Raw genomic sequence first — 26,507 nt, forward strand, 5'->3', positions numbered from 1 at the left:
ACAGGAAATCCGTCAGTTTTAGGACAATTAGCGACGTCAAGTTCTGGACAATATAGAACTTCATTAACAGTTAGGGATGAAACTATGTTCAAAACATATATGGATTATCTCAATAAAACCGCTTTAACGTTTTCTGAAACCTTCATTGATGTAAAAACCGGCAACAATACGCCCGTATCACCCAAAGTTAAGGAGCAAATCGAATACCATGCAACAAATCAGACATTGATGCATCTTGTCCTTTCAGCTCTTCATAATTACCTGCATCCTAAAACATCAAACAGCAACAATGAAAAGATTTTAGCGGAGATAGCTGAACTGAGAAGGCTTATAGAGGGAGGTTCCATTCCATCCAATCGTACCAGGAATCATGAGTTTACATTTAAAAATAATACAGAAAAAGCAGATTTAGACATTAATGAAGTAGTAGATGTTCTTGAAGCATTTGGCGGATAAAGTAAAAAGGTGTACTCAACTAAGGTACACCTTTTTACTTTATTTCTCATTTTTTTATTCAAACAGATTTTATGAATGGATTTTTTGCAAAATAGCTGCAAGATTCTTTTAAAGACGGACTGCAGGCAGACATGTTACTGCACAGAAGCATGAATGATCCACATTAATGCAAATACCAGTACGAATCAAATCTTCTACATTTTCATAATCAACTTGGGCACAAGGAGAACAAAAATCTTTTAATGTGTTTTTAAATGGATCCTTTGATGATTTGCATTGCTTGAAAGTTAGCAATTCAAGAACTGCACATTTGCCATCAAATTCTTTTATCATAAAAATAAATGAAGTTATACAGGCAAACTTTTTCTCCTTAGAATGGTGGGTAAAGGTTGTAACACCTGTAGCCTTAAACGGCTCACAGTCTCCACAATAAAGGATAAACGGAATTATGTTCTTCTTTGGTTTTTTCGACCCGCCCAAAATCTCATCTATAGAATCCTTACATGAAGTCTTGCAGTCATTCTCTTTTTTCACCCTTTTCTGTGCTTTATGGATAGCCTCAAGTACCTCACCTACGCAACTCTCATGAAAATTGCCGTGATCTTTCTTTTCCTCATATTTATCTTTCTCAGGTTTCCAGGAACATTCGCAGCCAAAGACTGGATCTTCGCAATGGTCCTGATGCTTTTCATAATCTTTACATTTATTTTTGCCGTACATACCCATGTTTTTCTCACTCCCTTAAGTGTTTTTCCTTCATTAGCATACGGTTCCGACCGCTTTTTGGAGTGAGAATACAGCCTAAAGAAATTAAAATATTTAGTATCATATTAAAACAGAATTGAACCTTATATTTGACCAGCCTACGATGGACACTCCTTAAAATAGGTTTTAAAAAAATATTTATTTTTATCCCTGTGTTTGCATCTGCAATTCGGAACAATAAATAGCAATTAGATAGATTGTGCTTTTTTCCTAATGAAATAGTACAAGCTATTTTTCCAAACAAACATAACATATATAAAACTTGAATTGAGAGTTAAATTTAAAATAAAAGATCTCTTACTTTGTTAAAACTTTGAAAAAATATATAAATTTGTCCTGCAGTATCCTTACTCTAAGAAAATCAGGTAAGTAAAAATCAAAAAAGGATGTGAATAAACATTGAAACTATATTTAGATCCAGGGCATGGTGGATCAGACCCCGGTGCTCAAGGAAATGGATTAAAGGAAAAAGATATTACTCTTGATATAGCAAAGAATATTAGGAATATATTAGAGCAAGGTTATGAGAATATTGATGTAAGAATGAGCAGAACCTCCGATATAACAAAAAGCTTAAGCCAAAGGACAGAAGAGGCAGACAGTTGGGGAGCCGACTTTTATCTTTCCATTCATTGTAACGCTTTTAACGGTCAGGCTCGTGGATATGAAGATTATATTCACAGCAGCCTTAGTGATACTTCCCTGACAGGTAAGTATCAGGATATTATCCATACAGAAGTCACTAAGCTGAACAATCTTATAAATAGAGGACAAAAAAAGGCTAATTTCCATGTTCTCCGTGAAACGGCTATGCCGGCACTTTTAAGCGAGAATGGCTTTATAGATAATCCAGATGATGCAGCATTTATGAAGGATCCTTTATGGAGGCAAAAAGTAGCTCAGGGACATGTAAATGGGATAGTCAAAGCATTTAAATTAAAACCTAAAGAAGTAATGCCATCTGCTATTTATAAAGTAATATCTGGTTCGTTTAAATCGAAAGAAAATGCAGATGAACGGGTAATTTTCCTAAAGGCTAAGGGGATAGAGTCGATTGTTGTCACAGCTTCAATAGCGGGTGCAGTATGGTTTAGAGTTCAGGCAGGTGCTTTTAATGAAAAAGAAAATGCGGAAAAACGCTTAGCTGAAGTTAAAAGTGCAGGCATTATAGGTGCTTTTATACTTAAAGAGAATACAGCCTCTTTACCTGCAGAGTCAAAAGATTATCCAATTGTCGGTAAAACCCTTCTATCACCAGAACAAATGAATAAGTATGCTAAAAAGGTAAATCCAAATGCTATTAATCTGGGGTTTTACTATACTTCTTTTGGTGAACACTACGGAATTAGAGGGGATATAGCTTTTGCTCAAGCTATGCTTGAAACAAATTTTCTCCTATTCACTGGTGATGTAAAGGCAGGACAAAATAATTTTGCTGGGATAGGTGCTACAGGTGACGGAGCATCAGGTGCAAGTTTTGATTCGCCAAAAGATGGAGTTCTTTCTCATATCCAGCATCTTTTCGCTTATTCTTCTTCTAAGCCATTGCCTCCTGGGTATCCGCTTGTGGACCCTCGTTTTCATCTTGTTGAGAGAGGTGTTGCTTCAGCATGGACAGGGCTAAACGGAAGATGGGCTGTTCCCGGTAAAAACTATGGTGAATCCATTCTTAATATTTACAAATCAATGTTAAGTGACTCCATACAAGACCTGGGAGATGTTTTAAAGGAGATAGACAGGTAATCCCTCTCCTAATAAAAAAAACTGGAGATACTTTAATTTAAGATGAGTCCGGTTTAGCAACAGTCGTTAACAGTCTTAGAAACCATTCGTTTTGAAGGATAAAAATGACTCCAGAGCATTTGCTGGAGTCATTTTTATTAAAGATAACTTCATAAAACATACATAAACACACAAAGAAAATGCGCCATACTCCCCATCATAATAAAAATGTGAAAGATCTCATGAAACCCCAAAAGCTTAAACTCCAGGATTTTAGGTTTTACAGCATAAATAACTCCGCCAATTGTGTACAGGATTCCGCCAAGAAGCAATATACTAACGCCAGCTGTGCTTAATATCTCAGATAGGGGAGAAAAGGCAAATACAATGATCCACCCCATAGCAATATAAAGCATTGTAGACAGCCAGCGCGGACAATTAAACCAGACCATTTTAAACAGAACACCTGCCACAGCCACCGCAGTTACGATTGAGAATAGTACCCAGCCAGTCACTCCATTTAAGGTAATAAGGCAGAAAGGTGTATAGGATCCAGCAATTAAGACAAAAATCATGGAATGGTCAAGTTTACGTAAAAAGGCAATGACTTTATGCTTCGCAATCACCATATGATAGGTAGCTGAAGCTGAATACAGCAGGATCAAACTGATGCCAAAAATCGCGACAGATGCAATGGCAAGCGGTGAAGACGTCGTCAGCGAAGCCTTAATCACCATGGCAAGCAGACCAACAAAGGATAAAATAGCGCCAGCTAAATGGGTAAGGCCATTAATGGGCTCCCGAATGTAAGAATTCATTAATTTTCCCTCCTAATGTTCCGGTATGTAGTTTTTATAACTATATTTAATAATATAGATAATACGTAAGGTAGTCAACATTTACATCTTGTCCTTTTTCCAGTAAAATCTAAGTAACTAATAGCAATGATTTGAGGGATCGAAATGGATTTGGAAAAATGGATCGCGGATAGTCAAATTCAATTGGAAGACATACCACAACTAGATTTATATATGGACCAGGTCATTCAGCTTTTTGAAAACACATATAGCAGCGCCAAACGCAATGAAGATGAAAAAATTCTGACGAAAACGATGATTAATAATTATGCGAAGGGGAAGGTTTTTTTTCCTGTTAAAAATAAAAAGTACTCAAAGGAGCACTTAATTCTTATTGCCCTCATTTATCAATTAAAAGGGGCTTTATCGATTAGCGATATTAAAACATCCTTGAGTGTAATTAATGAGCAGACAGCCCATGGCGATTTTGATCTTGAGCATTTTTATCAACTATATTTGGATTTGTGTAAAATCAATCTTGAATCGTTTAGGGAAGAATTGCAAAGCCAATCGAAAAGGGTAGAAGACGAAGCGAAGGGACTCAATGAGACTGCATCAGTCAAGGCTGAAAAAGTGCTCCTTTTAACTTCATTAGTCCATATGAGCAATTTATACAGAAAAGCGGCTGAACGACTGGTTGACGAAATAATTGATGAATCAAATCAAAAATAGACAAGCGGGATTGAAAATAGACAAGAAATACCAAAGAGTAAAAGGCCTTTTTCGGTCACTCATTGATGAGGTCCGTGATTCAGTCATTTTTTCTGTCATAGCAGAGATTATTTTCTGGATTCTAAGGGGATTTATAAGGCTTTTTAAAAATTTTTTTTAATATGAGAAAGGAGAACCAGCATAAAGTGGCTCTCCTTTTTTACAATTCTCCAGACTGACCGGTCCAATTCTATAAAAATACGAAATAAATCAATCCTGCCAGCACAATTCTGTAGATGGCAAATGGAATTAATTTTACTTTATTAATCATCTTCAAAAAGAAGCGAATGGATAGCAGCGCAAACACAAAGGCGCTAAGAAAACCTGCAGCAAAGAAGGGCAGGGCATCAATCGAAAAATACTCAAGATTTTTTACCAGTGAAAGCAGACTTGCTCCAGCCATGATTGGCACAGCCATTATAAAAGTAAAATCTGCTGCGGCACGATGGCTTAGGCCCAGCAAAACTCCTCCGGAAATAGTTGAACCTGAACGGGAGAATCCCGGCCAAAGTGAGAAACATTGAATCAAGCCAATCGAGAACGCTTGTTTATAGGTGATTTGGTCAACAGCAGTGGTTCTCGGATTTTTCCCTCCAACAATATCTGCAAAGATCATCAGTAATGCCCCAATAACCAATCCTATCAATACAGTCTCAGTAGAAAACAAATATTCATCAATATAATCCTCAAATAAAATCCCCAGAACTCCCGCTGGTATCAATCCAACAATTACTTGGGAAAGTTTTAATCGGCTTTGTCCATCTGATTTCTTCTTGCCGCTTCCCAGTCCAAGCATTTCTAAAAAACGGTCTTTAAAAATAATAACAACAGCCAAAATCGAACCAAGCTGAATGACAACCTTAAAAGTGTTAGCTTCATACTTTGATAAAAACTCCTTAGAGTGAAGCCACATATCATCCACAATAATCATATGTCCCGTAGATGAGACAGGTGCAAATTCTGTCATGCCTTCTACAAACCCTAGAATGATTGCTTTAATAATTGCTAGCAAATCCAGTTCCACGTATAATTTCTCCTTTAATAAAAATTAAAATCTCCATTCATTGATTATAAACATTTCAAGAAATAATAGGTATATTTTTTTGCTATTGTAACAATGTTTTAATCTGGCAAATCTAGTTAAAAAAATACGATCACTAATTCACAAACTCTTCACAGATAAATGAAGTCTTGTGAGAAATATCACCAAAAAAAATCATCCGTTTTCATATGATAAAAGCAGATAAACCAAAAGATTAAGAGGAGGACTAGAAGATGAAAAGAGGAGCAAAATATTTCGTTACTTCTGCAATCGGATTAAGCTTGCTGGCAGGATGCGCCCAGGGGGCTGTACCTGAAAAGACCCGGCAGCCGGAAGAAAAAGTACTGGCGGCAGAAACGAATAAAGCCGAAGCCATAGCACCACATAAGGACCTGAATCAGGAACCGATCCCATTGAAGGTGGAGAGGGCAGGACCCAATGAAGTAAACGTTGAAATGACATCCCAGATTACAGACATTGAAATTGACAAAGGAAAAATGTACAAAGCCTGGACCTTTAACGGTGAAGCTCCTGGTCCGGTAGTAGTAGTCAATGAAGGAGACACCATTAATTTCACGCTAAAGAATATGGACCCTGCAATCCCGCATAGCATGGATTTCCATGCAGTTCACGCGGCTCCATCAAAAGACTTTGCCAACGTGCAGCCTGATGAAACTGGGACTTTCAGCTATCCGGCTAATAAGCCTGGGGTATTTATGTATCACTGCGGTACATCACCAGTCCTATCGCATATTGCAAATGGAATGCACGGGACCATTATTGTAAAACCGAAAGATGGCTATCCGACGGATAAAGAGATTAATAGAGAATATACGATTATCCAAAATGAGTGGTATAAATACAATGATCTAGATGATTTCACAAATGGAGTTCCTGGCCATGTTGTCTTTTCCACAAAGGCTCTAAAAGAAGGAGATCCTAATACGAATGGGGATACGTTCACATTAAAAGACAAGCCGCTGCTTGCTAAGGTAGGAGATAAGGTGAGGCTATACATTAATAACGTAGGGCCGAACGAAGTAAGCTCATTCCATGTCGTTGGAACGGTCTTTGATGATGTATATATAGACGGTAATCCATTTAATCGATACAAAGGGCTGCAAACAGTTATGCTTCCGGCAAGCGGCGGTGCTGTTGTTGAATTCACCGTAACGCGTGTTGGCAGCTACCCTATTGTTACTCACCAGTTTAACCATGTACAAAAAGGAGCCGTCGCAATCTTAAAGGTAACAGAGACCGGAGAAGACGACGGCAAGGCTACAATGAGCCATTAAATATAAATAAAAAACTCAACTAAAAATAATTATACAAGAAAAAAAGAGAAATGTGAATCATTTTTCCGGACCTCCATCGAGAGCAACGGAGGTCCGGTTAATGGAAAGTTCCGGTTTCAGCTAAAAAGCTTCCCAAAGGACATGAAGATTCGAAAAAAGCGATTCCGGAATCAGGATCGCTTTTGCCTATTCTAGAAACTATTTTAAATAAAACGAATATCCTTCAACGTCCTTAGCCCATAATTTTGCCTGTTTGCCGTTAAGATCAGCTATCCAGATATCACCCTCTGCATCGGCAAGCTTCTTTCGAATCCATACAAGCTTATTTGCGCTTTTTATATATAGCGGATTATAGTCTCCAATAGATGGTGTAGGATAGGTGATACGCGTTTGATGAGTCTTTTCCAAGCTTACTAAACATAGTGTGGGCTCTGGCCGCTTCTGCGGATCGTTGGACCATTCGCTTTCATCTACTCTCGAGGCAATCAGCGTTTTATTATCCACCCATGTAAAGCCCATCTCTGCAAATTTGGGAGGAGTCAGATTCATGGTCTTATAAGCTGGCAGCTCGGTTACTTTCAGCTTTTTATTCTTGAAGCCCATTACAATTCTGCCCCCGCCTGCAATATAGCCCAATAAATTTTCAGATGGCGACCATTTAGGAATATCCAGATGAAGAATCATTTCATCCAGGACTTCAAAGTGTTTTCCATCTGCAGCTATGACACAAACCATATCGCTATCCATTGACAAAGATGCTGTGGGATTAACAATAAAAGAGATCCACTTGCCATCCGGCGAAAATTTGAGAGTCGTGGCATTAATGGACATTATGGTCGCTTTTCCGTTACCGATTTCCTTTGGTATGGTAAAAATCGGCTCGGCATTCTCAGTCAGATTGATCGCTTCCAAATCCTCTGGCAATGGAATCCTGTAAAGCTCAGGGCTTGTCCATCCATCAGGCCTCGGCACAGCACTTGAAGAAGCGATAAAGCTTTTGCCGTCAGGATACCAATTAAAATCATCAACCCCTAAAGCCACATTGTAAAATTGCTTCAAATCTGAAATATTTAATACCCCCCCAGCGGTAAAGGCGATTCTGTTGTCAACAGGAGACCATTTGGCATTGCCGCCGTCGCGAAAGATCAGCTTGTGCTTTCGTGTCTTGAGGTTATAAACCCAAATATCGAATTGTCTGTCCAAATTGGGGCTAATCGGTTCTTTCGCTTCTTTTTCATACAGAATCCATTGCCCATCATAAGACCATTTGGGTGAGTTATCGTATTCTGCAGATTCTTTTGAGATTTGTTCTTCTTTTTCTCCGGCTTTTACCCATAAATGCCCATTCCGTACAAAAGCAGCTTTAAGATGCTTTCCATCTGTTTGCCCCCATACCACAGCTGGAAAAAGGAGCATAATACAGCTGATTAGCAACCGCAGCTTTTTCATTTTTTCTTCCTCTTTTCTATAAGTTTTTCACACGCATGAATTAGTATTGGCTATGAAAAGCCTATTATTGAAAAATACGCTTGGAAAATGAAAAGGATTCATTCCTCGTATATAACTAGTCATTTCATTTTAATCCTGCCTTCATTTGATATATACTATTAATCATGATTTATCACCTCTATGAAGGTGTTAAGCCAATACAAAGTGGGTAATAAAGGAAAAGCGAAGGCGACTGCTTAGGGACGAAAAGCATAAGATGATTCTCGCAAGAATGGGTTTTTTTGTGAGAAGCGGCTTATGACCTCGAGTCCCTAGGAGCCGCTGCTGTACACTAAAATTACACGCGTACTAATATTGGAGGCAACGAACTTTGTTTATCGCTATTTTGTTTTTTATGCTAATGTCATTCTTTCTGTCAGGAAGTGAGACGGCATTAACAGCAGTCAACAAAATGAAATTGAAGTCAAAAGCTAAAAACAATGATAAAAAAGCACAAAAACTTTTAGAGCTTGTATCTAAACCGGATGAATTAATCACGGGAATATTAATTGGAAACAATGTTGCAAATATTATGCTTCCAACACTTGTAACAATCATTGCCATAGATTATGGCATTAACGTGGGTGTTGCAACGGGAATTTTAACTGTTGCGCTTATTATATTCGCAGAAGTAATCCCAAAGTCTATTGCGGCTACATTCGCAGATCGCATTGCATATTTGGTCTATCCGATTATCAGGCTTCTATTAATCATTCTAAAGCCTTTAACCTGGCTGTTATCGAAACTGACAAGGGGCATTATCAAAATATTGTCAAAGAATCAGATAGAATCTGTATCGGTATCAAAAGAAGAGCTTATTACCATGGTAGACATTGCTAGAAGTGAAGGTACTTTCCACGAGGAAGAAACGCAGCGAATCAAAGGAGTGATCGATTTTTATAAGCTGGATGTCCGTGATGCGCTGAAGACTCCGCGAATGGAAATAGAAGGCATTCCATTTGATGCAGCCATTGATGAGGCAAAAGATATCATTATGGACAATCGTTATACAAGGTATCCCGTTTACAAAGAAAACATGGATAATATCGTTGGTGTGTTTCATTCTAAGTTGTTGCTGGCCTGGTCAACCCAGCCCGATAAAACCTTAAAAGACTTTACAGATCTTGAACCTTTGTTTGTATATGAGTTTCACAGCATTGATAAGGTTTTTAAAATGATGATGAAGGAACGAAAGCACCTTGCGATCGTTCTTGATGAATACGGCGGTACAAAAGGAATTATCTCCCATGAGGATATCCTTGAAACCATGCTTGGACAGGAGATCGAGGACGAGACGGATGAAGACAGTGAGGTACTCATTGAAGAATTGACAGATCACCATATCATTGTTCACGCAAAATTGGCAATCCGCCGAATTAATGAAGCATTTAAAACAAAAATACCCGAAAATGAAGACATACTGGCAGGCTTCCTGTTAAAAGAGATGGGGCATTTTCCTGAAGAGGGAGAAACATTTGAGTATCATCATTTGCATTTTGAGATTAAATCAATTGAAGATAATAGGCTTAAACTGATAGAAATTAAAAAGAAAACACCACTTTAAAAAAGAAAGCATTATTTCCACTTTGGAGATAATGCTTTTTCATAAAAAGGAATATTGAGGGGAATATATAACCAGGAAAATTTATAAAAAAATTAATTTTCTGAATAAATAAGTCTATTTTAGTATATAATGGAAACAGTAACTTTTATGAGGTGATGATCAATGAGCCAAAAGCCTTATCATTATGACGGAAGCGTACAAATGAACTATGAAAAAAATGAAGAAACGAACACCAATATTCCTTTTGAAATGACTGATGAAATGAGAAAGAGCATTGGGCACAATCCATATGCTCCAAAGGATCAAGCTTAAGGGACCCTATATGGGTCTTTTTTTTGATTTCAGAATTATATCCCTTTGAACTTAGAGAACTGTCTAGCGCAAGCAGCCTTCCCCCTCGAGATCAAGGAGCCCTGCGCTTTTCTAAAATTTTTACTATTTAGGATTATTTTTCTAAATGAAGGGTAAATAAAGAAGGGTATAAGCAAATCATTTGAACTTATGATTTATTTCGAATAAGATTATCTCGAATTCAGAATAAAATTTGTTCAACCTGCAGGTGAATACATAAGGTGTTTCTGATTCAAACTAAACTATCTTAAAAATGGAAAGGTGATTGATTATGGCGCAAGTATTATATATTACAGCCCACCCGCATGATGATAAGATGTCATATAGCATGGCAGTCGGCAAGGCATTCATAGATGCCTATAAAGAAGCAAATCCAAATGATGAAGTGGTTCATATCGATTTATACAAAGAAAACATACCGCAGATTGATGTAGATGTATTTAGCGGATGGGGCAAGCTCCAATCCGGCAAAGGATTTGAAGAACTTTCCGAAGAAGAAAAAGCAAAGGTAGGCCGCCTATCTGAATTAAGCGAACAATTCGTGGCAGCTGATAAATATGTTTTCGTTACACCGCTTTGGAATTTCTCGTTCCCGCCGGTCATGAAAGCGTACCTTGACTCTGTTGCAGTAGCAGGGAAGACATTCAAATATACTGCTGAAGGCCCAATCGGCTTGCTTACAAATAAAAAGGCGATTCACATTCAGGCCCGCGGCGGATTCTATTCTGAAGGACCTGCTGCTGAAATGGAAATGGGACACCGTTATCTTAATATCATGATGAACTTCTTCGGTGTACCTTCATTTGAAGGAGTATTTGTAGAAGGCCATAATGCGATGCCTGATAAAGCAGAAGAAATTAAGGCAGATGCCATTGCCCGTGCCAAGGACAAGGCTCAAACATTCTAATAGTCATTAAAGCAGCGGATTCCGCTGCTTTTTATTTTTTCTCAAATCATAGGCATTCCCATTAAAGCCTCTTGTCCAAAATGAGTATAATAAAGGAGATTAAAATTGGATAAGAAAGGGGGAGGGCGAATGAAAATTTCTGAACTCGACCCTAATCATTTGAGTGATAAAGAAATTGCAGCGCTGCTATACTCTAATCTTAACGATGACATGAAAATGGGAGATTGCATCTTTGTACCTGGAAGCAGCAAAGCGGCTGAGTACCGGCTTCCAGAAGCAGTCAGACTATACAGAGCTGGCAGGGCAAAAAAAATTCTGTTCTCAGGGGGAGTAGTATGGCCAGGCAGCTCCTTATCAGAAGCAGAAGTGCTAAAAAATAAAGCCATTCTTATGGGTATTCCCGAAAAAGATATTTTAACAGAAGAAGGATCACGCCACACAAAAGAAAATGTGCTTGCTTCGATGCTAGTTCTGGACCGGGCAATAGGTCTTCATAATATCAGCCGCATCATCATCGTAACCGCTCCTTTTCATATGCGCAGAATGTTATTAACGATGAAGACCTATATGCCAACGTGGATTAATTATTCTTTAGTAATTGCCAACGATGGGACGACAAGGGCAGATAACTGGCATTCCAATCCCTGCGGGCGGAAAAGAGCAGAAGACGAGGCGAAAAAAATTATTCATTATGTCAGATCTGGTGTTCTGAATGATTTACTGATTTAATAACGTCTGAAAAAATCCTGCCATGTTGATGATGGCAGGATTTTTATTAAAAGGTATTATAAATGTTTTCACATTCCTGACCAGTAGGCTCATAAAAACAGTGAAGCTTAAATCTGCCAACGAGCGGCTGGTTATACCAGGTTGGCGGGCAATTACCAGGGGGCCTGAAATACCATAAAGCAAATTTGGAAGGCCATATCCTCTCACCTTTTACTGCTCTCCTTGCAAGCCTTTTCTCGACTTCTCTGGCCCTCTGATAAAAATATCCTTTTTGAACCGCTTCAAAAGCGTGTGGCTGATAAATCATTTCGGGAATCGTGCGCAGTCCTTCAAAATCTGAACAATTAGCGCGAATCCGGTTTATTCCCACATTTCCGACCATCAGCATCCCCTGTTGTCCTTCACCTTCAGCTTCTGCTCTAAGAAGGCGTGCCAATAAATCAATATCTGCTTCTCTCGCATTTACAACTGCCATTAACTCACCGCCATCTCGAAAAATTGTTCTGGGCTGTAATAGGTTATGCATGTAATAAAGGAAATGTTCTAAGTATGCATTTTGCCAAAACAAAAAAAAAGCTCCAAAAAGGGAGCTTTTTATTAATCAGCATAAAAGTTTTCAGTGTAGTATGGCTGTGACTGTTTATTGAAGGCAACTCCTACACCAAGGTATTCATATTCGGAACGCAGAATATTTTCTCTGTGTCCCATTGAGTTCATTAATCCTTCATGTGCAAAAATACTGCTGAATTGACCGGAAGCGAGATTTTCACCTGCTGCCATAAAGGAAACTTCATCAGCTTTCATGCGGTCAAAAGGTGAAAGACCTTCCAAATTGGTATGGTCAAAGTAATTATTTTCTGCCATATCGAGGCTATGTTTGCGGGCAGTTTCTCTCACGTGATCATCCCAGGTTAAAATTGGTACTCCATGATTTACTCGATCTGCATTCGTTAAATCAAACAGCTGATATTCCAAGCCCTCCTTAAGTGCATTGCTTGCCTCTGCATAGAAGGATGATTTCTGCTTCTCAAGGGATTTGCTGATGATTTGAATGGAGGTTACTGTGTTATCCCTGTGCTTATCATAAAAAACGGTGACATAATTATCATCCAGGTCAAATAAATCATAGTCCCTTTTTTCTTCCAGCTGGTAAAGGACAAATCCTTTTCTCATTTGATCCAGAGGCTTGCCTAGCTGTTCGGCAACAGCTTCTTTTGGTGTTCCGTACCCAATTTTCTTCGTTGAGGAAACGAGATCCTGATTTGTATACATCCCGGATACTTTATTGTCCTCGTCATAAGAAATCATGACGAAGTTTTGGTATTCAGAATGATAAGCATGCCATTCAGTGCCATATTCATTCAGTGATGATCTCTTTGGCTGGCCTAGCTGGCTTTCGACTTCTTCTTTGGCATCTCCTATTTCAAAATTGTGTATGGAAAAAATCTGCTCTTCCGGGGATTTCAAAACGGGCTTTTCTGTTTCTGCATGCGGTGTTTGATTTTTTTCTTCAGAGAGCATCTCAAATTTCTGTGTCAGTTCATTCGACCAGACCGTTACTTGATTAAAAAATTCATTCAAAGCTTCAGACACTTCAGAGTTGTTTTTCAACGATTTTATACGATCTATAACAGTGGGCGCATTCGAATTTTCAGCCATTTTTTCTTCTGGCTGTGAAAAAGCGAAACCCAGGAATAATAGAATAAAGATAAATAAAAACTTCCTCAAGCTGACCCATCCTCTCCATGCATACGTTGCCATTCAATTATCAAAAGGTATGCCCATTCATTATAGATTTTATAAACCCTCTTTGGCAAAGGATGAGGGCTTTCCTATTTTTACTACCCTATTTAATAGGCAGAATAACCGTATTTTTTGATTCCGACTTCGACAAAACCGTTTTTTACAGAAAAGTTTGGGTAATATAATATAAAAATGATGAGATGCTGAGCAGAACAAAAGGGGGAAGACAGTTGAAATTAACACAAGAACAAAGAATTGAACTGCATGGTTTTAATAACCTGACCAAATCGCTTAGTTTCAATATGTATGATATCTGCTATACGAAAACAAGGGAAGAACGTGAAGCATACATCGATTATATTGATGAAGAATATAGCGCTGATAGATTGACAAAAATATTAAAAAATGTATCGGATATTATTGGCGCACATGTCCTAAATGTGGCACAGCAGGATTATGTTCCACAAGGGGCCAGTGTGACAGTCCTAGTTTCAGAAGGGCCAGTTGTGGAGGTGCCGGATGAATCCTATATCGAATCTCCGGGTCCGCTGCCGGACAATGTTGTTATGCAGCTGGATAAAAGCCATATCACCGTTCATACTTATCCTGAATATCATCCAAATGAAGGCATAAGCACGTTCAGAGCGGATATCGATGTTTCAACATGCGGAGAAATTTCACCGCTTAAAGCTCTTAATTATCTGATCCAATCTTTTGATACTGATATCATGACCATTGATTACAGAGTCAGGGGATTTACAAGAGACAAAGACGGACAAAAGCTTTACATTGACCATGATATCAATTCTATTCAAAATTACATTCCTGATGAAGCCAAGGAGGATTTTGACATGATCGATGTCAATATTTATCAGGCTCATACCTTTCTTACAAAGTGCAAGATTCGTGATTTTGATCTGGATAATTATTTATTCGGCTACACCAAGGACAAGCTTGATCCCAAAGAAGCTGAAGAAATTACCGAAAGGCTAACGACTGAAATGGATGAAATTTTTTACGGAAAAAACATTATGCCCGGTTCTATACAAGAGTAAATATAAAGCAGAAGCTCCCTGCCATGGGGTCTTTTGTATAATATCAGAATTTATCTCAAGCCCCTAACGCCTGACTATGCCGTTAGTTCCAGTACGATTTCTCCCTTTTCAGAGCGCTTAATGATGCAGCTTATGTCGCTTTTAAGTGCACTTGAAACTGGCAACTGCGCTGCAGCAGCATTAGCGAGCCAGAGGAGTAATCTTTTCATGAACTATGAAAGATTGTCACTCGAAATTGCCCAATTTACCAAAGATGGGGCAGACGTCATGATCAAATATAAGTGGCTTGAACAGCCGCTTGCCTTCCCAAACAGAAAAGACCTTGCCAAGAAGGAAAACTAAAACCAGGAGAACAAACTCCTGGTTTTGTGTTTAAAAGAGGGAAGGGGCAGCAGTAGAACTGCTGCCCGGACGGAATACAATTTGAGCTGTACCGTTTTCTCCCATTATTGATTTTTATAATGACTTTATTCGCTTCCAAAAGGCTTCATGTATCATCTTACCTTAAGTATTAAAATCCAAATTACCATTTCAAGACATCATGCAAAGAGTTCTACACCAAGCCTTACTCCACACCTACAGCCGAATCAACCTGGATTACTTCCAAACCTCCCACCACTTTTTGGTCTTTTCCTGTGCCGCCGCGGCATTTCGGAAAGAGACAATCATGTCCTGGAAGACATCTTCTCTTTGCTTGACTTCATGCCAATATTGTTCTCGTTCTTTATTAATCGTTTCGATATAGATTTCTCTGTCTGTGTTGAGGGTTTCAATTAGCGAGCTGATTTCAGTGCTTGTGACTTCAGCAGAAGAGGAGATGTATTGAATCATGGTTTTGAATTCTTCGGAAGAGGCTTCCGAGGATTCTGCCAGTTTGTTTTTTAGCTGATGAATTTGGTCGGAGGTGCGTTTCGAACTCTTCGCAACCCTCTTGGAAAGCGTTCCGACTGTTTCGGAAGTATCTTTTGATGTCTCCTGAATCTTCGATGAGAGGTCTTCAATTTCAGCTTTTGTCTTTTCGCTGGATTTATAAATAGAGTCTGAAAGGCTTTTAACAGTGTGCAGGGATCCTTTTGAAATCTCTTTTTTCACTTCTTCTAATACTTCCTTTCGAATTCCATTGCGGATTTCATTTCGAACCTCAGTGATCAAACGATCCTTAAAGGCCTCCATCCAAACGATGAATTGCTCTGCATCCATGACTGATTGCAGTTCAGTATGTATCCCGTGATCCTGCTGGACTGGCTTAAGTGAGGTTTCGAATGGTTCGGAACCACCTTCCGAAAAGAGGTCCATATGTTTTTGCATTAATTCCCGAATCATTTCTTTGCTCAAATTTTTATCGCGCATTTGCTTTACTTTTTCAAGCAAGCTTATTTCAAGGTCTGTATAAAACCTGGCACCTTGTTTTGACCTTGGTATTAACAAAAGCCCGTTTAAATCCTTTTCCCATTGGCGTAATGTGCCAGGGGGAACATTCAAAATTTTAGAAACCTCTTTAATTGTGTATGCCTTCATGTATTGTGTATCCATTTCAATCAGCCCTTTCATCTTATCGTTGTATTCTGAATGTTTCGGAAGCCAGTTGCGAATATTGCTTTTAACGTATTCAGCAAAGGTTCCCCCTTTTTCCTGCCTCATGACAAAAGCTATCAAAAGAAGATGTTTTTCATCAGAATGAAACAAAACAGACGTTTTCTGACAAAAATAGTAAAGTTATTAGCAAAGAGCCGGCTTATTTGTCATATCTTCCCCGATATGGCACAATGTATCTTGGAGTTTAGTAAACTAGTAAAGCATTCATATATATAGCTTGAAAAAGGGAGTAGGTAAATTGAGTAATAGGATTCTTGCTGTATCGATCGCAGCCGCGATTGGTTTATCGCTGACTTTGGGAAGCATTCAGCTGGGAAATGGCGAAAAATCAGAGGAAAAGGAGATACAATATACAGCAGTGCCACATGCTGAAGCAAAACATCTGCCGCTCAAAAAAGAAGAAATCAAGAAGTCCATTCTTCTCGATGTCCCTATGTTCAATCAAATGGATCATCCGCGTTTATATAATGGATGTGAGGTAACAAGCCTTGCCATGATTCTGAAATATGAAGGCGTCGACGTGACAAAAAATGATTTGGCCAATAAAATTAACAGGGTGCCTCTCCGTTACAGCAGCGGAGAGTACGGAAACCCGAATGCTGGCTTTGTAGGAAACATGGAAGATGGACCGGGTTTAGGTGTTTACCAGGCTCCTATATTTGAACTGGCAAAAAAATATTTCCCTGACCGCTCAGAAAATTTGACTGGAAAACCATTTAATGTGCTTCTTCAAAAAGTAGCAGATGGATCTCCTGTCTGGATCATAACTACCGCCAGCCTGTCGCCCGCAGCATCATTTGAAACCTGGAACACACCGGATGGACCGGTTGATGTGACGTTCCAGATGCACAGTGTTGCCCTTACTGGCTATGATGAGAACTTCGTCTATATAAATGATCCATATGGGACAAAAAACAAAAAAATCGCAAAAGAACCATTTAAACAAGCATGGGAGCTAATGGGCTCTCAGGCTGTTGTCATTAACTAAAGAAGGGACTGCCCGATAATGGGGCAGTCCCTTTCTTCGAAAAACAAATGTGCTTCCCGAGCAGTCAAGGCGCCCTGCGCTTGACTTACTCTGAAGCTTCCATTTTTCTAAACTTGTAAAATATCCATTTTAAAAATGGGGGAACGACAAAAAAGATAAAAAACAATCGAAAAAGCTGATACCCCGTCACGATAGCTAAATTGCCCTGAATCTCATGGGCCACTATCGCCATTTGATCCATTCCGCCAGGTGCTAGACTTAAAAAGCTTGTAGCAGGGGAGAGGTGGAAGAATCGCATAATCAGCATACTCAGCAAAAGGGAAGCAACAATGAGAAGCAGGCCGCTTAAGGCAGCAAGTGAAATGGTTCTCACTTTATGCGACAGCTTTTCAGGCTTCATCATCAAGCCTATATGGGCACCGATTAAGAGCTGGGAGAAATCAAGAATAGCCGGCGGAAGCTCAGGACCATTCATACCAGCAATGACAAGGCTGGCTGTTCCCATAATCGGGCCCAGCAAGTATGGTGTGGGCAGATTAAGGCGCTTGCTTAATAAGATGCCTATGAAAGAAAAAAGGGCAAAGAAAAGGATATTCGGAAATAAATCTCCCCATACAGGTTCCGTAGCCTGGATAGAAAAACCCGGCGATGCGTGGAACCATGGGCCAAAAATCAAAAAAGGAACGATAAAGATTATCATCGTCAGCCTTGCAACCTGCATAAACGTCACAACTGTAATATCGATTCCCTTTACTTCCTCAGCCAAAAGAATCATTTGCGAAAGACCGCCTGGAATGCTTCCAATCAAGACTGTAGGATAGTCCATTCTCATTAACTTAGCAATCCAGAGAGCGGACAGGGCACTGAAAAGAATCATGCAAACAGTCACAAGAAGGATAAAGGGGAGCTTTTGCAGAATTAATAAAACCGCTTCCTTTGTAAAAGAAAGGCCAATACTGTATCCAACTATTGCAATTCCAGCATCCCTAAGCTTAACAGGCCAATAAAAAGGAGTTCTGCTTACACGGCTGCCAATCAGCACAGCTGTCATCGCACCAAGCAGAAAAGCGACTGGAATACTCAATAATGAAAACAAAAAAGCTCCAATCGAAGCTGCTGTTAAGGTGATCACGAAATTTTTCTTCACTCAAAAACCTTCTTTAACAAAAACAATTTTAAAACCCTAGTTTTACCATATATAAACATTGAATTAATTACAAGTTTTATACAGAAGGATTTATTCATACATTTTACAAAACGGAAGATCATTAAAAGAATATTAGAAGAAAGGGGGACTAACCATGCCGGAAAAATTAAGCCATTTTGTTTTTATCCTCTCGTTTATTTGTCTTGGTTTATTTTTACTGCTCGGTTTTTCACCTCTATATGATATTTATCTGGATAAGGTAGGGCAGAGGCCATTTTCTGTCCTGCTTGTTATAACAGTCAGCGTTTTCCTTCTAAGTGTGTACGGCCTGAAAAAGGCGGAAAATTGGCAATCAGGATTTCACGTTTTATTTTCCATTATTCTAAGCTTGTTTCTTTCCTCCGTTTTGGCAATCATTGTTTTCTTTGGAAGGCTTTTTATGTGACATAAAAAAGCTGGCCCGTGCAAGGTACAAGATGCCTGAAGTTTATTTCCCCTTTGTGCGTCCTCTTTGAAATGAAATGTTATTTCTATATATAATGACTTTATTGTTTAAAGAAAGAAGGAGATTAACATGACAGAAAAAATGAAGGTTCCACAGATAAAGCTAATCGCTCTTGATATGGACGGAACATTATTAAATTCGAATGGTGAAATTCCTGAAGAAAACCGCAAGGCCATCCGGGAAGCAAAAGATAAAGGAATAGAGGTGATCCTGAGCACTGGCCGCTCCAGGCTAACAGCCCGTGATCATGTAGATTCTCTTGAATTGAATTCTTATTTAATCACGGTAAACGGAAGTGAAATTTTTGGGCCTGAAGGGGACTTAATCGCGAGAATACCGGTTGACTCGAAAGTGATGGAGTGGATGTGGAATTTATCGCAAACTTATAAAACCCATTTCTGGGCAACAAGCTGCGACCGGGTATGGATGAATGAAATGCCTGAAAACATCCATGATTATGAATGGCTGAAATTTGGATTTGACATTTCTGATGATAAAGTGAGAGACATGATCCATCAGGAGCTCCATTCACAGGGAAATCTGGAAATAACCAATTCCAGTCTCACCAATATAGAAGTGAATGCGCTCGGCATTAATAAAGCAAAAGGAATCCAGCAGGTAACCGATATTCTCGGAATTTCCATGGAAAATGTCATGGCTATAGGCGATAGTTTAAATGATATTGCCATGATTGAGGAATCAGGCTGGGGTATTGCAATGGGCAATGCCCAGGATATAGTGAAAGAGACAGCCAATGCAGTGACAGCGACAAACGATGAAAACGGCGTTGCCAATGCGATAAGGAAATGGGCATTATAAACGTGAAAAACCGGCAAAATGCCGGTTTTTCTTATAATATCAGAATTTATATCCCTTTAAACTTAGATACCTGTCTAGCGCAAGGCGCCTACCCCCTCGAGGTCACAAGCTTGTGCGGCATCCACCATGAAGAGCCGACGCCCGAATTACAAGACTTTACAGATTTTATTTTTCAGGCTAAGATGAAATCAGCCAACTGAATAGTTTTACTGCTAGGGGTGCCCGTTGCGCGGGCTGAGAAAGAAACCGATCTGTTTTTTACCCTTCGGACCTGATCTGGATTATGCCAGCGGAGGAAAGTAGTTATTAGGGAAAGTATGTTTATTCTCTTATATGATTCAACCAGGTCCATTCATGGATCTGGTTTTTATTTTGTCCGAAAAAGCAGAGCGGGGCTGGAAGCTGCATTGATTATTCTTTCGCAACGCCATGGGGCAGGGAGGTTACTGGCCAGAACCTTGTGGTTGCCGGAGGACTTGTCATGAACTAACTAAATGATTGAGGAGGAACAAGAATGAATATTTGCGAGGTTGGGAGTCTATTAGAAAAGGTAAGGGCGGAAAATCCGCTGGTACATAATATCACAAATGTCGTGGTAACCAATTTTACCGCAAACGGCCTGCTTGCAATCGGTGCTTCGCCAGTTATGGCTTATGCACATGAAGAAGCAGCTGAAATGGCTAAAATAGCGGGGGCATTGGTTCTAAATATGGGTACTTTGACTGAAAAGGAGGTACAAAGCATGCTGATTGCCGGAAGGTCAGCAAATGAGCATGGCGTACCGGTCATCTTTGATCCGGTCGGGGTTGGAGCAACCGCTTATCGGACCGAAACCGCTAACAGGATCGCAGGAGAATTGAATATTTCAATCATAAGAGGAAATGCAGCAGAAATAGCTAATTCTGCCGGCCATCATTGGGAAATAAAAGGGGTGGATGCCGGTGTAGGGAAAGGCAGCACCATTGAACTCGCCAGGACAGCTGCCAAGGAACTTAAGACAGCTGCAGTCATAACAGGCAAACAGGATATCGTTTCAGATGGCACTTCCACTTATGCCATCTATAATGGCCATCCTCTTCTAACAAAAGTGACCGGTGCAGGTTGTTTGTTGACTTCGGTTATTGGCGCTTTTGCCGCTGTAGAGAAAGATCCCGTTAAAGCAGCTGTTTCTTCCCTGGTCGTTTACGGTACTGCTGCGGAGATAGCTGCAGAAAATACGAATGGAAGAGGCCCAGGCACTTTCCAGATTGAGTTTTTGAATAGCTTATATAACATTTCACCATCAGATGTCGAAACGCGCGGATCTTTTGAAAGCATAAGTGAATAGGAGGGAGCTAGGATGAGAATAAGCAAAGCCTTAACGATAGCAGGTTCAGATAGCGGAGGGGGCGCTGGCATCCAAGCGGACTTGAAAACATTTCAGGAACTTGGTGTTTTTGGAATGTCTGCGCTAACTGCGGTTACTGCCCAAAATACAACAGGAGTTCAGGGAGTATATCCAATACCCGCGGCTGCTGTCATTGCACAGATTCAGTCAGTGGGAGAAGATCTAAAGCCTGATGCAGTTAAGACTGGGATGCTTTTTAGCGCAGATATTATTGAGAGTGTTTCCCGTGAGGTGAAGCGTTTCCAATGGAAGAATGTCGTGATCGATCCTGTCATGATTGCAAAAGGAGGAGCAAGCCTGCTGCAGGAAGAAGCTATTACGGCTCTGAAGGAATATCTAATACCTCTATCCACTGTTATTACACCAAATATTCCAGAGGCTGCGGTTTTAACTGGATTGACGATTAGAACAGAAGATGATAAAAAAGAAACCGCAATAAAGCTTCATCAACTCGGCGCAAAGAATGTCATCATAAAAGGCGGCCATGAGGAAGCTGAAAAGATGGCCGCGGACCTTTTATTTGATGGGCAGAACTTTTATGAGTTTAAGAGTGAAAGAGTTCACACGGTAAATACGCATGGTACGGGATGCACCTTCTCGGCTGCCATCACTGCTGGCCTTGCAGCAGGAATGCCCCTTTTGAATGCTGTAGAACGTGCCAAGCAATTTATTCAAGCTGCCATAGAGGATGACTTGCAGCTCGGAAGCGGGCACGGACCGACCAACCATTGGGCTTATAACCGCCGGAAGAAGGAGCGTTTCGTTCATGGCAGTTAAAACGGAAGAACTGAGAAAATTGTTAAAGGTATATTTTATTATGGGCAGTACAAACTGCAATGAGGATCCTGAAAATGTTTTGCGATCAGCCATTGAGGGCGGCATCACTCTCTTCCAATACCGGGAAAAAGGAGAAGGCTGTCTAAAAGGGGAAGAAAAGCGACAGTTGGCTAAAAGGCTGCAAGCTATCTGCCGAGGGAATCATATTCCTTTTATTGTAAATGACGATATAGATCTGGCCTTGGAAGTGAATGCTGATGGAGTTCATATCGGCCAGGAAGACGAGCCTGCTGATACCATCCGCCGAAAAATCGGCAATAAAATCCTTGGTGTTTCTGCACATAATTTAACTGAAGCGAGGAAAGCAATTGCGGAAGGCGCTGATTACCTCGGTATCGGCCCCATTTATCCGACTTCCACTAAGAAAGACGCCAAGGCAGTACAAGGATTACGCTTTTTAAAAGAATTGAGAGCTTCTGAAATCCAAATTCCATTAGTCGGCATAGGCGGCATAACGGCTGAGAATGCAGCTCCCATTATCACAGCAGGTGCTGATGGCGTATCTGTTATAACGGCAATCAGCCGTGCCGATTCACCCGAAACAGCGGCACTGCAGCTATATAATACTGTTATGAATAAGCGAAAAATGCCCAGTTAGTTGGGCATTTTTTTATATGTTGACCGATTTTTCGCCTGAAAATGAATAAGAAGATAGTCATTTAATAAAAATAGGAATTATGGCTTTGAATTCTCGGAGTTTTTACGTAATGTCAGAATTCTCTAGCACAAGGCGCCTTGCGCTTATCTTATGAAGAGGTCTACGCTGAAGACAATATCATCAACTTAGGCGAAAATGGCGTCACCTAACGAATTATTTCATCAACTTTCTTTAATTATCATCAACTAAGCCTATTATATCGTCAACTGCAGCAAGAAGACGATTTTCTATTCTAAATATTTGATTTAAATGTTTGAGACCGTCCCATTTAACCCATTCTATTGAGGGGAGCTTTTTAACAAACAATGGTAAATGAGGGATGGACATTTGAAAAAATGGATAGAAATCGGTCTTTATGTTCAAGGCTTCGGTTTAATGTTAGTCGTATATTATGGCTTTTTCACCGGTCTTGTAGCAGCCGAGGCAAAAATAACGGAAATTGAAGGAAGAGTTGAAAATAAATTTCTTCAGGCATCGGTTGACAACTACTTAAGTAATTATCAAACCCACCAGGAATACTGGGTAAGGCTGGAAGATGGGAGAAACGTGAAACTGACAGCCTCCTTGTATGAAAGCATTAAGCCGGGGGAGGATATCAAAGTGGTTCGAATGAAGGCAGGAACCATGATCTTTCAGCAATAAGGTCTGTTCATACGGAGCGGGCCTATTTTTTGGTCCCTCGTTCCCTTGTCAGAGTAGTTTCTATATTTTACAATACCAGTACTGGCGTTGATCGTTCAAGTTATGATGCCTAAATACTGCAGAAGAATGTTATACATGGTAATCTAGTAATCTGGCAGACTTCAATGTAAGGAGATTTCGTTAACTATGAAATTTGTTTCATGGAATGTAAATGGAATCAGAGCCTGTGTGAAAAAAGGCTTTGTTGATTACTTTAAAGAAGTGGATGCGGATATTTTCTGCATTCAGGAATCCAAGCTCCAAGAGGGACAGATCGAGCTGATCCTCGAAGAATATCACCAGTATTGGAACTATGCAATGAAGAAGGGATATTCCGGTACAGCCGTTTTTACAAAAAAAGAGCCGCTTACTGTCCGTTATGGCTTAGGCGACCAGGCATCAGAGCCAGAAGGCAGGATTTTGACGCTTGAATATGACAAATTTTATCTTGTGAATGTATATACTCCAAATTCACAGCGGGATTTGGCACGGCTTCCTTACCGTCTTGAGTGGGAAGACAGAATTCAGGAATATTTATTAGAGCTCGATAAAGTGAAACCTGTCATTTTATGCGGGGATTTAAATGTTGCCCACCAGGAGATCGATTTGAAAAACGCGAAGTCCAATCGAGGCAATTCCGGCTTTACCGAAGAAGAACGCGGAAAAATGACTGGGCTGCTGAATTCCGGCTTTGTCGATACATTCCGTTCCAAATATCCTCAAGCAGAGGGGGCATATACCTGGTGGTCTTATATGGCTAAGGTGCGTGAGCGGAATATAGGCTGGCGGATTGATTATTTCATCGTTTCCGAACGGATTAAAGACCGAATGATCGATGCACAGATCCATTGTAATATTATGGGGAGCGACCATTGTCCGATTGCGCTCAAACTGGATATTTAATATTGGAAACCCCTGTTTTGCAGGGGTTTTTAATTTTTCAAAATCCGGCAATACTCTTATTAATCATGTTAAAAGGACTGGTAATATGAACAAAACGGAGATGCTTAAGCTTTTTGTTCTTATAGAAAGGGTCTATCCTGGTTTTAGAATAAAAAATGATATAGTCCATTACTATTTCGGCAAATGTGAAGAACTGGAATACGAAAGGGCACTTTCCTGCATTAAGGGTCATATCAGAAAATACCCGTATCCGCCCTCGATCAGCTCTATTGCAGCGGAATGCTTAAGACAAGAAACGTCATTAGCCTTAAGATCAATAACCTGGCAAGAAGAGTATATGCCTGCTTCCGAACTTTCTTAACGAAAACCATCTGTGGGTCTTCCTGTCGAAGCCATTGCGCTTGTATTGGAAGTAGACCGCCTGCTTGATATGTGCAGAACAGCGGTGAACATTACCGGTGACGCAACATGTGCAGTGATTGTTGACAGGGGCGAAAAATCAGCGGAAGCTACCAGTACCAATAAGGAAGTAACTGCATAACTTGGAAATGCAGTGATTATTTGCTATAATTCTAAGGATAATAATAAAAGGTTTTCTAGGGTTCCGCAGCACTAGCTGGCCTGGTCCGAGAGAAAACTCATAGCTGTGAAGCTATGCCACGGAAGGACAAAAGCCTGGGAGATACTGTTAATCAGAATCTTCCGGGCCTTTTCTATTTCTGCGGATACTTTTTATGAAGGAGTTGATATTATGCATTGGCTGAAAGTATTTATTGCCGCATTTTTTGAGGTGTTTTGGGTCATCGGATTAAAGTATGCCGACAGCCCATTGACATGGACAGGCACCATCATAAGCATTGCAGTCAGTTTTTATTTAATGATTATGGCAGGGAAAGTGCTACCGGTCGGAACCGTATATGCTGTTTTTGTTGGAATGGGCACTGCTGGAACCGTCCTATCCGAAATGATATTTTTCGGGGAACCCTTTAAGTTGACTAAAATAATGCTTGTACTCATGTTATTAATCGGTGTTCTTGGATTGAAGCTTGTGACAAAGGAAGGAAAAGCAGAAGGAGCTGAGAGTTCATGAGCTGGGTATACCTTATCCTTGCAGGCCTGTTTGAAATGACAGGCGTGGCCATGATCAACAGCTGGCACAAAAACCGAAATTGGCAATCCATGCTCATGTTATTAGGAGGATTTGGAGCCAGTTTTTTATTCCTTGCACTAGCCATGGAGGAGCTTCCGATGGGAACAGCCTATGCCGTCTGGACTGGAATTGGCGCAGCAGGCGGCGCCATACTTGGGATGATTTTTTATGGAGAACCAAAAGATAGGAAACGAATTTTCTTTATTAGCTTGGTGTTAAGCGCTGCTATAGGGCTTAAGCTGATTTCCTAAAAGAGGCCGTTCACAAATAAACGGCCTCTTTCGTGCTTCTTCCTCCTCTTATTTTTAATTCTATAGGTACGAGTTTTTACCCTCTCTTGTATCTCCCCATAAATTATAATGGTACTAAAAAGCAATAATAAGCAGGTATAAAATAACCAAACAAACAATTTTTCAGAAGCTTTCTTGCTTCCAGTATCAATCAACCTATATCTTCCTTCTTAAAAAAACCATGAGCTGTTTATATTAAAAACGATAGGGTAATGTTTAATACCCCTTTCGGTTAAATGGGGTCATAATCAAATAAAAAGGTGGTTGCCATGAATTTTGCTTATACTGTAGAAACCAAAAAGTCAATTGATGAAGCAATCTCTGATTTGGAGAAACAGCTGAAGGAAGAAAAGTTTGGCATTTTATGGACGTTTGATATTAAAGAAAAGCTTGAAGAAAAGGGTTTCCAGCTCGATGAAGAGTATAAAGTTTTGGAAGTGTGCAATCCAAAAGAAGCGGAGCGGGTTCTTAAAGAGGAAAAGATGGCGGGGTACTTCCTTCCTTGTAAAATTGTTGTTTACAAAGAAGCTGGTAGCACAAAGATTGGCCTGCCGAAACCGACAGCACTGATCAGCATGATTGATAATCAAAACCTAAAGGAAATGGCAGCAGACATTGAAAAACGTCTGATCGGCTGCCTGGATAAGACAGTTTAAGAAGGCTCAGATTGGGTGTTATTCTCTAGTGCTTTATTCTTTTTTACGTTTATTTGAAAATCTGCTTCAAAAGCCCAATGGTTACCAGGAAATCCGCGAAATCAATATGGGTAAAATTGACCTGGATTTCTTGAAAAACAATGCGAAATGGAAATTGGTCCTAATCGTTGTGCTGTGCGATAAAACTTTTAAAACAGACAGCCAT

29 protein-coding genes, 1 pseudogene and 2 riboswitches are annotated in these 26,507 nt (G+C 40.0%); of the genes and pseudogenes, 22 read left to right on the forward strand and 8 right to left on the reverse strand.

The features are described from left to right. Window positions 1-456, forward strand: a 456-nt coding sequence (locus tag NCCP133_RS14095; RefSeq protein ID WP_264805666.1) for a hypothetical protein, incomplete at its 5' end; no start/stop codon positions are given. Between the two features lie 108 nt (window positions 457-564). Here NCCP133_RS14095 and NCCP133_RS14100 read toward each other — a convergent pair. Continuing rightward, window positions 565-1,182, reverse strand: coding sequence for a CotY/CotZ family spore coat protein (locus NCCP133_RS14100; protein ID WP_264805667.1), 618 nt, complete (start codon window positions 1,180-1,182; stop codon window positions 565-567). Window positions 1,183-1,620: 438 nt separating this feature from the next. Between NCCP133_RS14100 and NCCP133_RS21980 the strand changes: the two genes are divergently transcribed. Further along, complete coding sequence (locus NCCP133_RS21980; protein ID WP_442874268.1) at window positions 1,621-2,964, forward strand: N-acetylmuramoyl-L-alanine amidase; 1,344 nt, start codon at window positions 1,621-1,623, stop codon at window positions 2,962-2,964. A gap of 149 nt (window positions 2,965-3,113) precedes the next feature. On the opposite strand, the gene trhA is transcribed toward NCCP133_RS21980, so the two are convergent. Continuing rightward, the gene (gene trhA / locus NCCP133_RS14115) at window positions 3,114-3,761 is read right to left on the reverse strand and encodes a PAQR family membrane homeostasis protein TrhA (RefSeq protein ID WP_264805671.1); all 648 of its coding nucleotides are present in this window, start codon (window positions 3,759-3,761) and stop codon (window positions 3,114-3,116) included. A gap of 144 nt (window positions 3,762-3,905) precedes the next feature. On the opposite strand from trhA, the gene NCCP133_RS14120 reads away from it, so the two are divergent. After that, window positions 3,906-4,472 carry a DUF1836 domain-containing protein gene (locus NCCP133_RS14120; RefSeq protein ID WP_264805672.1) on the forward strand — a complete coding sequence of 189 codons (567 nt, stop codon included), beginning with the start codon at window positions 3,906-3,908 and terminating at the stop codon, window positions 4,470-4,472. A 229-nt stretch (window positions 4,473-4,701) separates the two neighbouring features. Here the strand turns inward: NCCP133_RS14120 and NCCP133_RS14125 are convergent, their stop codons facing one another. Beyond that, complete coding sequence (locus tag NCCP133_RS14125; protein ID WP_264805822.1) at window positions 4,702-5,529, reverse strand: undecaprenyl-diphosphate phosphatase; 828 nt, start codon at window positions 5,527-5,529, stop codon at window positions 4,702-4,704. A 257-nt stretch (window positions 5,530-5,786) separates the two neighbouring features. On the opposite strand from NCCP133_RS14125, the gene NCCP133_RS14130 reads away from it, so the two are divergent. Then, window positions 5,787-6,848, forward strand: coding sequence for a multicopper oxidase domain-containing protein (locus NCCP133_RS14130; RefSeq protein WP_264805673.1), 1,062 nt, complete (start codon window positions 5,787-5,789; stop codon window positions 6,846-6,848). Window positions 6,849-7,046: 198 nt separating this feature from the next. Here NCCP133_RS14130 and NCCP133_RS14135 read toward each other — a convergent pair whose 3' ends face one another. After that, window positions 7,047-8,297, reverse strand: a complete 1,251-nt coding sequence (locus NCCP133_RS14135) for a TolB domain-containing protein (protein ID WP_264805674.1) — start codon at window positions 8,295-8,297, stop codon at window positions 7,047-7,049. Window positions 8,298-8,667: 370 nt separating this feature from the next. Between NCCP133_RS14135 and NCCP133_RS14140 the strand changes: the two genes are divergently transcribed. The 4 genes from NCCP133_RS14140 to NCCP133_RS14155 all read left to right on the forward strand — a co-directional run bounded on the left by NCCP133_RS14140 (window position 8,668) and on the right by NCCP133_RS14155 (window position 11,887). Continuing rightward, entirely contained in the window at window positions 8,668-9,900 is a 1,233-nt protein-coding gene (locus NCCP133_RS14140) for a CNNM domain-containing protein (protein ID WP_264805676.1), read from the forward strand. 162 nt (window positions 9,901-10,062) lie between these two features. Then, window positions 10,063-10,212: a hypothetical protein gene (locus tag NCCP133_RS14145; protein ID WP_264805677.1), complete on the forward strand. Its 150-nt coding sequence runs from the start codon at window positions 10,063-10,065 to the stop codon at window positions 10,210-10,212. 310 nt (window positions 10,213-10,522) lie between these two features. Next, window positions 10,523-11,158, forward strand: a complete 636-nt coding sequence (locus NCCP133_RS14150) for an FMN-dependent NADH-azoreductase (protein ID WP_264805678.1) — start codon at window positions 10,523-10,525, stop codon at window positions 11,156-11,158. 129 nt (window positions 11,159-11,287) lie between these two features. Further along, window positions 11,288-11,887: a YdcF family protein gene (locus tag NCCP133_RS14155; RefSeq protein WP_264805679.1), complete on the forward strand. Its 600-nt coding sequence runs from the start codon at window positions 11,288-11,290 to the stop codon at window positions 11,885-11,887. Between the two features lie 46 nt (window positions 11,888-11,933). Here NCCP133_RS14155 and NCCP133_RS14160 read toward each other — a convergent pair whose 3' ends face one another. Both NCCP133_RS14160 and NCCP133_RS14165 read right to left on the reverse strand, forming a co-directional pair. Next, the gene (locus NCCP133_RS14160; protein WP_264805680.1) at window positions 11,934-12,362 is read right to left on the reverse strand and encodes a cell wall hydrolase; all 429 of its coding nucleotides are present in this window, start codon (window positions 12,360-12,362) and stop codon (window positions 11,934-11,936) included. A 122-nt stretch (window positions 12,363-12,484) separates the two neighbouring features. Next, on the reverse strand, window positions 12,485-13,615 hold the full coding sequence (locus tag NCCP133_RS14165) for a CAP domain-containing protein (protein WP_264805681.1): 1,131 nt from the start codon (window positions 13,613-13,615) through the stop codon (window positions 12,485-12,487). A 245-nt stretch (window positions 13,616-13,860) separates the two neighbouring features. Here NCCP133_RS14165 and speD point away from each other — a divergent pair, with 245 nt between their 5' ends. Both speD and NCCP133_RS14175 read left to right on the forward strand, forming a co-directional pair. Continuing rightward, window positions 13,861-14,685, forward strand: a complete 825-nt coding sequence (speD, locus tag NCCP133_RS14170) for an adenosylmethionine decarboxylase (RefSeq protein WP_264805682.1) — start codon at window positions 13,861-13,863, stop codon at window positions 14,683-14,685. Between the two features lie 33 nt (window positions 14,686-14,718). Then, entirely contained in the window at window positions 14,719-15,027 is a 309-nt protein-coding gene (locus NCCP133_RS14175; protein ID WP_264805683.1) for a DUF3231 family protein, read from the forward strand. 255 nt (window positions 15,028-15,282) lie between these two features. On the opposite strand, the gene NCCP133_RS14180 is transcribed toward NCCP133_RS14175, so the two are convergent. Continuing rightward, window positions 15,283-16,326 (reverse strand): MerR family transcriptional regulator, encoded by a 1,044-nt coding sequence (locus NCCP133_RS14180; RefSeq protein ID WP_264805684.1) that lies wholly within the window; start codon window positions 16,324-16,326, stop codon window positions 15,283-15,285. 193 nt (window positions 16,327-16,519) lie between these two features. On the opposite strand from NCCP133_RS14180, the gene NCCP133_RS14185 reads away from it, so the two are divergent. Further along, window positions 16,520-17,269 (forward strand): C39 family peptidase, encoded by a 750-nt coding sequence (locus tag NCCP133_RS14185; RefSeq protein WP_264805686.1) that lies wholly within the window; start codon window positions 16,520-16,522, stop codon window positions 17,267-17,269. 85 nt (window positions 17,270-17,354) lie between these two features. Here NCCP133_RS14185 and NCCP133_RS14190 read toward each other — a convergent pair whose 3' ends face one another. Next, window positions 17,355-18,416: an AbrB family transcriptional regulator gene (locus NCCP133_RS14190; protein WP_264805687.1), complete on the reverse strand. Its 1,062-nt coding sequence runs from the start codon at window positions 18,414-18,416 to the stop codon at window positions 17,355-17,357. A 154-nt stretch (window positions 18,417-18,570) separates the two neighbouring features. Between NCCP133_RS14190 and NCCP133_RS14195 the strand changes: the two genes are divergently transcribed. The 11 genes and pseudogenes from NCCP133_RS14195 to NCCP133_RS14245 all read left to right on the forward strand — a co-directional run bounded on the left by NCCP133_RS14195 (window position 18,571) and on the right by NCCP133_RS14245 (window position 26,302). After that, complete coding sequence (locus tag NCCP133_RS14195) at window positions 18,571-18,861, forward strand: hypothetical protein (RefSeq protein WP_264805688.1); 291 nt, start codon at window positions 18,571-18,573, stop codon at window positions 18,859-18,861. A 129-nt stretch (window positions 18,862-18,990) separates the two neighbouring features. Further along, window positions 18,991-19,740 carry a Cof-type HAD-IIB family hydrolase gene (locus tag NCCP133_RS14200; RefSeq protein ID WP_264805689.1) on the forward strand — a complete coding sequence of 250 codons (750 nt, stop codon included), beginning with the start codon at window positions 18,991-18,993 and terminating at the stop codon, window positions 19,738-19,740. A 204-nt stretch (window positions 19,741-19,944) separates the two neighbouring features. Beyond that, a riboswitch (TPP riboswitch) is annotated at window positions 19,945-20,055 on the forward strand. A 199-nt stretch (window positions 20,056-20,254) separates the two neighbouring features. Next, entirely contained in the window at window positions 20,255-21,067 is an 813-nt protein-coding gene (thiM, locus tag NCCP133_RS14205; protein ID WP_264805690.1) for a hydroxyethylthiazole kinase, read from the forward strand. Between the two features lie 12 nt (window positions 21,068-21,079). Further along, on the forward strand, window positions 21,080-21,904 hold the full coding sequence (gene thiD, locus NCCP133_RS14210) for a bifunctional hydroxymethylpyrimidine kinase/phosphomethylpyrimidine kinase (RefSeq protein ID WP_264805691.1): 825 nt from the start codon (window positions 21,080-21,082) through the stop codon (window positions 21,902-21,904). After that, a complete protein-coding gene (thiE, locus tag NCCP133_RS14215) occupies window positions 21,894-22,562 on the forward strand; it encodes a thiamine phosphate synthase (RefSeq protein WP_264805692.1) in 669 nt (222 codons plus the stop codon). Before thiD ends, thiE begins: the two co-directional genes overlap by 11 nt. A 387-nt stretch (window positions 22,563-22,949) precedes the next feature. Further along, window positions 22,950-23,264, forward strand: coding sequence for a hypothetical protein (locus NCCP133_RS14220; protein WP_264805693.1), 315 nt, complete (start codon window positions 22,950-22,952; stop codon window positions 23,262-23,264). A gap of 186 nt (window positions 23,265-23,450) precedes the next feature. After that, window positions 23,451-24,206 (forward strand): exodeoxyribonuclease III, encoded by a 756-nt coding sequence (locus tag NCCP133_RS14225; RefSeq protein WP_264805694.1) that lies wholly within the window; start codon window positions 23,451-23,453, stop codon window positions 24,204-24,206. A 370-nt stretch (window positions 24,207-24,576) separates the two neighbouring features. Then, window positions 24,577-24,747 (forward strand): annotated as a pseudogene (locus NCCP133_RS14230) (cation:dicarboxylate symporter family transporter); the annotation flags it as partial. A 44-nt stretch (window positions 24,748-24,791) separates the two neighbouring features. Beyond that, window positions 24,792-24,890, forward strand: a riboswitch (guanidine-I (ykkC/yxkD leader). Window positions 24,891-24,957: 67 nt separating this feature from the next. Then, window positions 24,958-25,296: a DMT family transporter gene (locus NCCP133_RS14235; RefSeq protein ID WP_264805695.1), complete on the forward strand. Its 339-nt coding sequence runs from the start codon at window positions 24,958-24,960 to the stop codon at window positions 25,294-25,296. Continuing rightward, window positions 25,293-25,607 carry a DMT family transporter gene (locus NCCP133_RS14240; RefSeq protein WP_264805697.1) on the forward strand — a complete coding sequence of 105 codons (315 nt, stop codon included), beginning with the start codon at window positions 25,293-25,295 and terminating at the stop codon, window positions 25,605-25,607. The genes NCCP133_RS14235 and NCCP133_RS14240 overlap by 4 nt, the downstream gene beginning before the upstream one ends. A gap of 308 nt (window positions 25,608-25,915) precedes the next feature. Further along, the gene (locus NCCP133_RS14245) at window positions 25,916-26,302 is read left to right on the forward strand and encodes a DUF302 domain-containing protein (protein ID WP_264805699.1); all 387 of its coding nucleotides are present in this window, start codon (window positions 25,916-25,918) and stop codon (window positions 26,300-26,302) included. The last annotated feature ends 205 nt before the right edge of the window (window positions 26,303-26,507 follow it).

Origin of the sequence: Cytobacillus sp. NCCP-133, from assembly GCF_026011715.1 — a bacterium.
Lineage (GTDB): Bacteria > Bacillota > Bacilli > Bacillales > Cytobacillaceae > Cytobacillus.